This window comes from Corallococcus terminator (assembly GCF_003611635.1).
In the GTDB taxonomy this organism is placed as follows: Bacteria; Myxococcota; Myxococcia; order Myxococcales; family Myxococcaceae; genus Corallococcus; species Corallococcus terminator.
This window is the reverse complement of sequence record NZ_RAVZ01000501.1, coordinates 1-4,849: the sequence shown is the minus strand read 5'-3', so window position 1 is coordinate 4,849 and position 4,849 is coordinate 1. Positions and strand designations below refer to the sequence as shown.

Annotated in this window: 2 protein-coding genes; one reads left to right on the top strand and one right to left on the bottom strand. The window is 71.9% G+C overall.

Annotated features, from left to right (window positions below; genetic code table 11):
• Positions 1-2,210 (bottom strand): glycosyltransferase family 4 protein (locus D7V88_RS38945; protein ID WP_120545590.1); only part of this gene is annotated, 2,210 nt, incomplete at its 3' end.
• 135 nt (positions 2,211-2,345) lie between these two features.
• Between D7V88_RS38945 and D7V88_RS38940 the strand changes: the two genes are divergently transcribed.
• On the top strand, positions 2,346-4,849 hold a 2,504-nt coding region (locus tag D7V88_RS38940; RefSeq protein ID WP_120545589.1), incomplete at its 3' end, for a DUF4912 domain-containing protein.

The following is a 4,849-nucleotide window of genomic DNA, read 5'->3' as shown; positions in this document are numbered from 1 at the left end:
GCCATGGAAGGAGAGGGAGGGGAGCGGGGAGGTTCGACGGCGGAGGAGGAAGGCTCGGGGGTGAAGGCCAGGCGCGGAGGCTTCGCGTCGGAGCGCCCGGCATTCGGGGTGCGCCCCGCGTTCATGATGGAACGCATGGGCACGATGGGCGTGGGGGCCGGGGGCTCCGAGAAGTCCTCCACCAGGACCGAGGACCGGCGAACGATGGGCGTCGGGGCGGGAGACTCTTCCTCCCGTGAGACGCCGGACCGGCGGACGATGGGCGTGGGCGCCTTCTCCTCGTCGTCGGAGTCGAGAGCCGAGGGCCTGCGCACGATGGGCGTGGCCGCGGGGGCTTCGTCCTCCGCCGGGGCCGGCCGGCGCACGATGGGCGTGGGGGCCGGGGCTTCGCCTTCATCCTCCAGGGCCGAGCGGCGCACGACGGGAGTCGGTCCGGAGGTGGCCGCGTCGTCGCCCTGACCGCGAGGCGCGGTGTCGGCGGTGCCTGCGTCCCTGTCGGCGGTGTCCGGCTCCGCGTCCCGGGAGGCGAGTGCCCTGGCGGAGAAGCTCGTCAGCAGTTCGGTCGGAGGGCTCGGCTCACCCCGGTGACCGCCCAGGGGCTCCGGTTCCTCCTTCGCCGGTGCGGTCGGGAGGGTGGTCCTGGCGGTGTCGCTCCCGCTGTCCACCGATTCGGTCCGCGAAGGGGCTCGCGAAGGTTCTGGGGCCGGCGTGGGCGCGCGCTCACGCAGCGGCAGGCCCAGCACCATGGGCACTTCGTCCGGCCGCATGTCGGGCTCGGTCTTCACGAGCCGCGTGTCCATTCCCTCGTCCAGGGCCATGCCCACCACCAGGGGCAGGTCCTCGGCGCCCTCCTTGGGTGCCGCGTGTTCCGGGGCGGCGGCCTCGGACGGAGCGTCTGGCGCGGCGGGCTTCGCGGGCGGCTTGGGCGCTGGCGCGGGCTTCGAGGCCTCCGGCATGCCCAGGCTCGCGAGCCGGTTGGTGGGCGTGCCCGTCATGGTGACGTCGGGCGGCTCGTTGGCGGCGCCCACGGGCAGGTTTCCGCGGTTCTTCAGGAGCGAATCATAGAGGTCCAGCAACTGGCCCCGGATGAGGCCCGCGTCCAGCACCTTCTCCGCGTACTCGCGACCGGCCCGCCCCAGCGCCACGCGGCGGGGCACGTCGCGCGCCAGCTCCACGATGCGCTCGGCGAGCGCGCGGCTGTCCCCGGGTGGGAAGAAGACGGCCGCGTCCTGCGGGATGAGCTCGCGGGTGACGGGCAGGTCCGCGGCGATGACGGGCCGGCCGGAGGCCATGTATTCGGAGACCTTGGCCAGCGGTCCACCCTGGACCCGGTTGCGCTCCGAGTCGTCCAGGGGCAGCACGCCCACGTCCGCCAGGGCCAGCACCTTGAAGAGGTCGTCGTGGACGACGGGCGGCTGGAAGTCGACCTTCTCCTTGAGCCCCAGGTCCTTGACCAGGTCGTCCAGGTGGGGCTTCCAATCCGGATGGTGCGCGCCCACGACCGTCAGGCGCACGTCCACCTGCTGGGCGGCGAGCGCCGTGGCCCTCAAGAGGGTGGGCAGGCCCTGCCAGCCGACGTGGCTGCCCAGGTACATCATCCTCAGGGGCGTGCCATCCGGGGCGCCGAGCACCTCCGGGTCATAGGGCTTCAGGTCCACGGGCGCGCGCAGCATGCGCAACTGGTCTTCCGCCGCGCCCAGCCCCTGGATGTACCCGCGCGTCGTCTGGGAGCCCGTGACGACGAGGTCCGCGTTCATCAGGCAGAAGAGCTCCTGCCGGCGGATCTTCGACAGGAAGCGGCGGTCCCCGTCCGTCTGGGGATGGGTGTAGCGCAGCTCCTGCGAGGGGAAGGTCTGCGCCTCATAGATGAGGCGGTAGCCGTAGTCCGCCTTCAGCTCGCAGAGCGCATAGCCGCCGAAGGGGTCCGTGAAGTGGGCGAGGGCGTAGTCCTCGCTTTCGAGCTGTCGACGCACGGCCCGCTCGAAGGACTGGATGCGCGAGGCCAGGTCGCCGGAGCCTACCGGGACGCGAAGCAGCCGTGCGCCCTGGTACTTCTCGATGTGGGAGTGGTCGGGCGTCTTCGCCGACAGCACCACCACGGAGAAGCGATCAGGCAACGCCTTCAGATACTCGGTCAGTCGGCGTGAGGAGCCAGACGGGCCGGGGATGACGTCGAAGCTGCACAGGAGAAGTCTGGGCAGGTCACTCAAGCGGTCGCAGGATACTTGGACATGGGGAAGGTGTCATCGGTCGTGACGGAAGAAGAACGGGGTCCGCAGACAAACACATCCCGTGACGGATGCGTTGACCCCCTGTATGCCGCGACATAACGAGGCGGGGTGTCCATGGATGAGCGGAAGGGCGTCACCTTGAGCTACCTGCGCGAGCTGGCCCGGAAATACCTCCGGGAGCGCTCTGGCGCGTCCCGAGGGCGTGAGTTCGTCGCCGCGCTGGCCGAGCGTGTTCCCGCCCTGGGGCGGCTCGCGCGCCTGGCGGGACTGAGTGTGTCCCAGCGGGGCTCCGGTGACGTGGGCGGTGAAGAGCGCAAGCTGGATTCCGGTCCGCCGGATTCCGGTCCGGTGCAGGGCGCGAAGCCCGGGGCCGTTCCCTTGCCGCCCCCGGAGGTTGCTGGAACCGAAGGTGCACAGGCACGAGAACTTTCCTCGGAACCCATCACCGAGCCCAGTGGTGGGCCCCGGACGCGGCCTGCCCGCGTGGTGACGTTCCCTGCCCGTGGCAAGTCGCGCCGGGACCCGGATGACGAGGACACGCTGCCTTCGTTCCCGGAGACGCCCACGCCGCGTCCTTCGAGCGCGCCGAAGCAGGATGCCGTGCCCCTGGCCGCCGCCGGAGCGGGCTCCTCGCCCGCGAGTGAGCCCCCGCATGCCGCCGAGCCCCTGGTGGAGGGGTTCTTCGTGACGAAGGTCGCGGGGCAGGCCGAAGCGCGCCGCCATCATCTGTTGGAGGAGCAGGCGCCGCGCCTGCCCCCCGCGGACCCGACGCCCGAGCGGCTGGAGCATCTGGGCGAGCTGCCCCTGGACTACCAGGACGACGCGATGGTGCTGCTCGCGCGCGATCCGCACACGCTCTTCGTCCTCTGGGACTTCAGTGATGCCAGCCGGCAGCGGGCACTCGACGAGCTGCCCTCGCCGCGCGCGGTGCTGAAGGTGTTCGACGGGGAGGGCGTGTCGCGCGAGGTGGACTTCGCGTTGGAGTCGCGCAGCTTCTACCTGCGGGAGATGGCCCCCGGGCGCACGTACCGGGTGGAGGCGCACTTCGTCGGCTCGGATGGGCGTTCGCGCCGCATCGGACATTCGTCGAACCGGGCGACGCTGCCGCCGGCGGGACCGTCCTCGGACACGTCCATCCGGTTCCTGCACATGCCGCCCCCGCCCGTCGTGAACCGCTCGCGTGAGCAGGCCGTGCCGGTGGCGGCCCCGCGCGCCGCGGAGTCTCAGGAGCGCGAGTACGTGACGTGGCGCCGGGTGACGCTGCCGGGCAGCGCGGGCGTGCGCGACGTGCCGGAGGTGCACCGCGAGCGGGCACCGGGCGCTTCGGATCAGCGCTATGGGGAGGCGCCCTACCTTGAGAATGTTCCCCGGGCGCTGGGGGCTTCGGACCAGCGATATGCGCGTGTGGCGGAGGCGACGCCCGGTGAGGGCCTACCCCTGGCGCCTCCGCGTGCCCCGGGCGCTTCGGATCAGCGCTACCTGTCGGTGGATCGCGCGCCGGGTGCTTCGGATCAGCGCTACCTGTCGGTGGATCGCGCCCCTGGAGCTTCGGATCAGCGCTACGGGCAGACGCTGCTTCCGGGCGGCGTGTCGGAGTATCGCTACCTGGACGTTTCTTCCCGCGCCGCCGGAGCTTCGGAGCAGCGCTACGTGGAAGGTGCGGGAGGGCAGGGTGCGTCCGGGCAGAAGTACATCGACGTGCCGCGAGCCCCCGGGGCTTCGGACCAGCGCTACCTCACGGTGTCGCCGGGGCCCGGGGCTTCGGATCAGCAGTACCTGACGGTGCCCCGTGCGGCGGGTGCATCGGATCAGCGGTATCTGGCTACGGATCGGGTGCCGGGTGCTTCGGATCAGCGGTACCTGACGGTGCCTCGTGCCGCTGGCGCATCGGATCAGCGCTACCTGGGCACGGAGGGCGCTTCGGGGCAGCAGTACCTGACGGTTCCTCGCGCGGCCGGGGCTTCGGATGCGCGCTATGTAGAGGACTCACGCGCACCGGCGGGCCCGCCCGCGGCGCAGGGCCCTGCTGCTCCGCGTCCCGTGAATGGCCGAGGCGTGGGGAATGGCTCGCGCGCGCCTGCGACGCCGATCGTCGCGAAGCGGCCCGCAGACTCCTCCGCGTCGGATTCCCGTGCTCCAGGGGCGGTGGCTCCCGCGTCCTCGCGAGCCTCGGATGCCGGGGCTCCCAGCGAACCGTGGTCCTTGAGCGTGGAGCGCGGTCCGTCCGCGTCCGAACAGCGAGCCCTCGACAAGGCGAGAGAAGCCGCCGAGGCGTCGCGAGAGGCCCCGCCGGCTCCCGCCCCTCCGAGTGTCTCTGCTTCCTCGGAGGCGACGCCCGTGGCCTCGAAGGCAGCGCTTTCGACGGCTGCGCCGAGCACTGCGCCCGCGAAGGCGGAGGCTTCTTCACCGTCGGAGGCACCTCCTTCGAAGGCCGCTGTTGCTCCTCCGGTGTCGGGCGCTGCGTCCACGAAGGCCGCCGCTGCCCCGGCAGGGACTCCGCCCGCGAAGGCCGACGCTCCTTCGCCTCCGGTCACACCTGCCTCGAAGGCCCCTGTTGCTCCCGCGGTGCCGAGCGCTCCATCCGCCAAGGCCACCAAGCCCCGGACGGAAGCCGCACC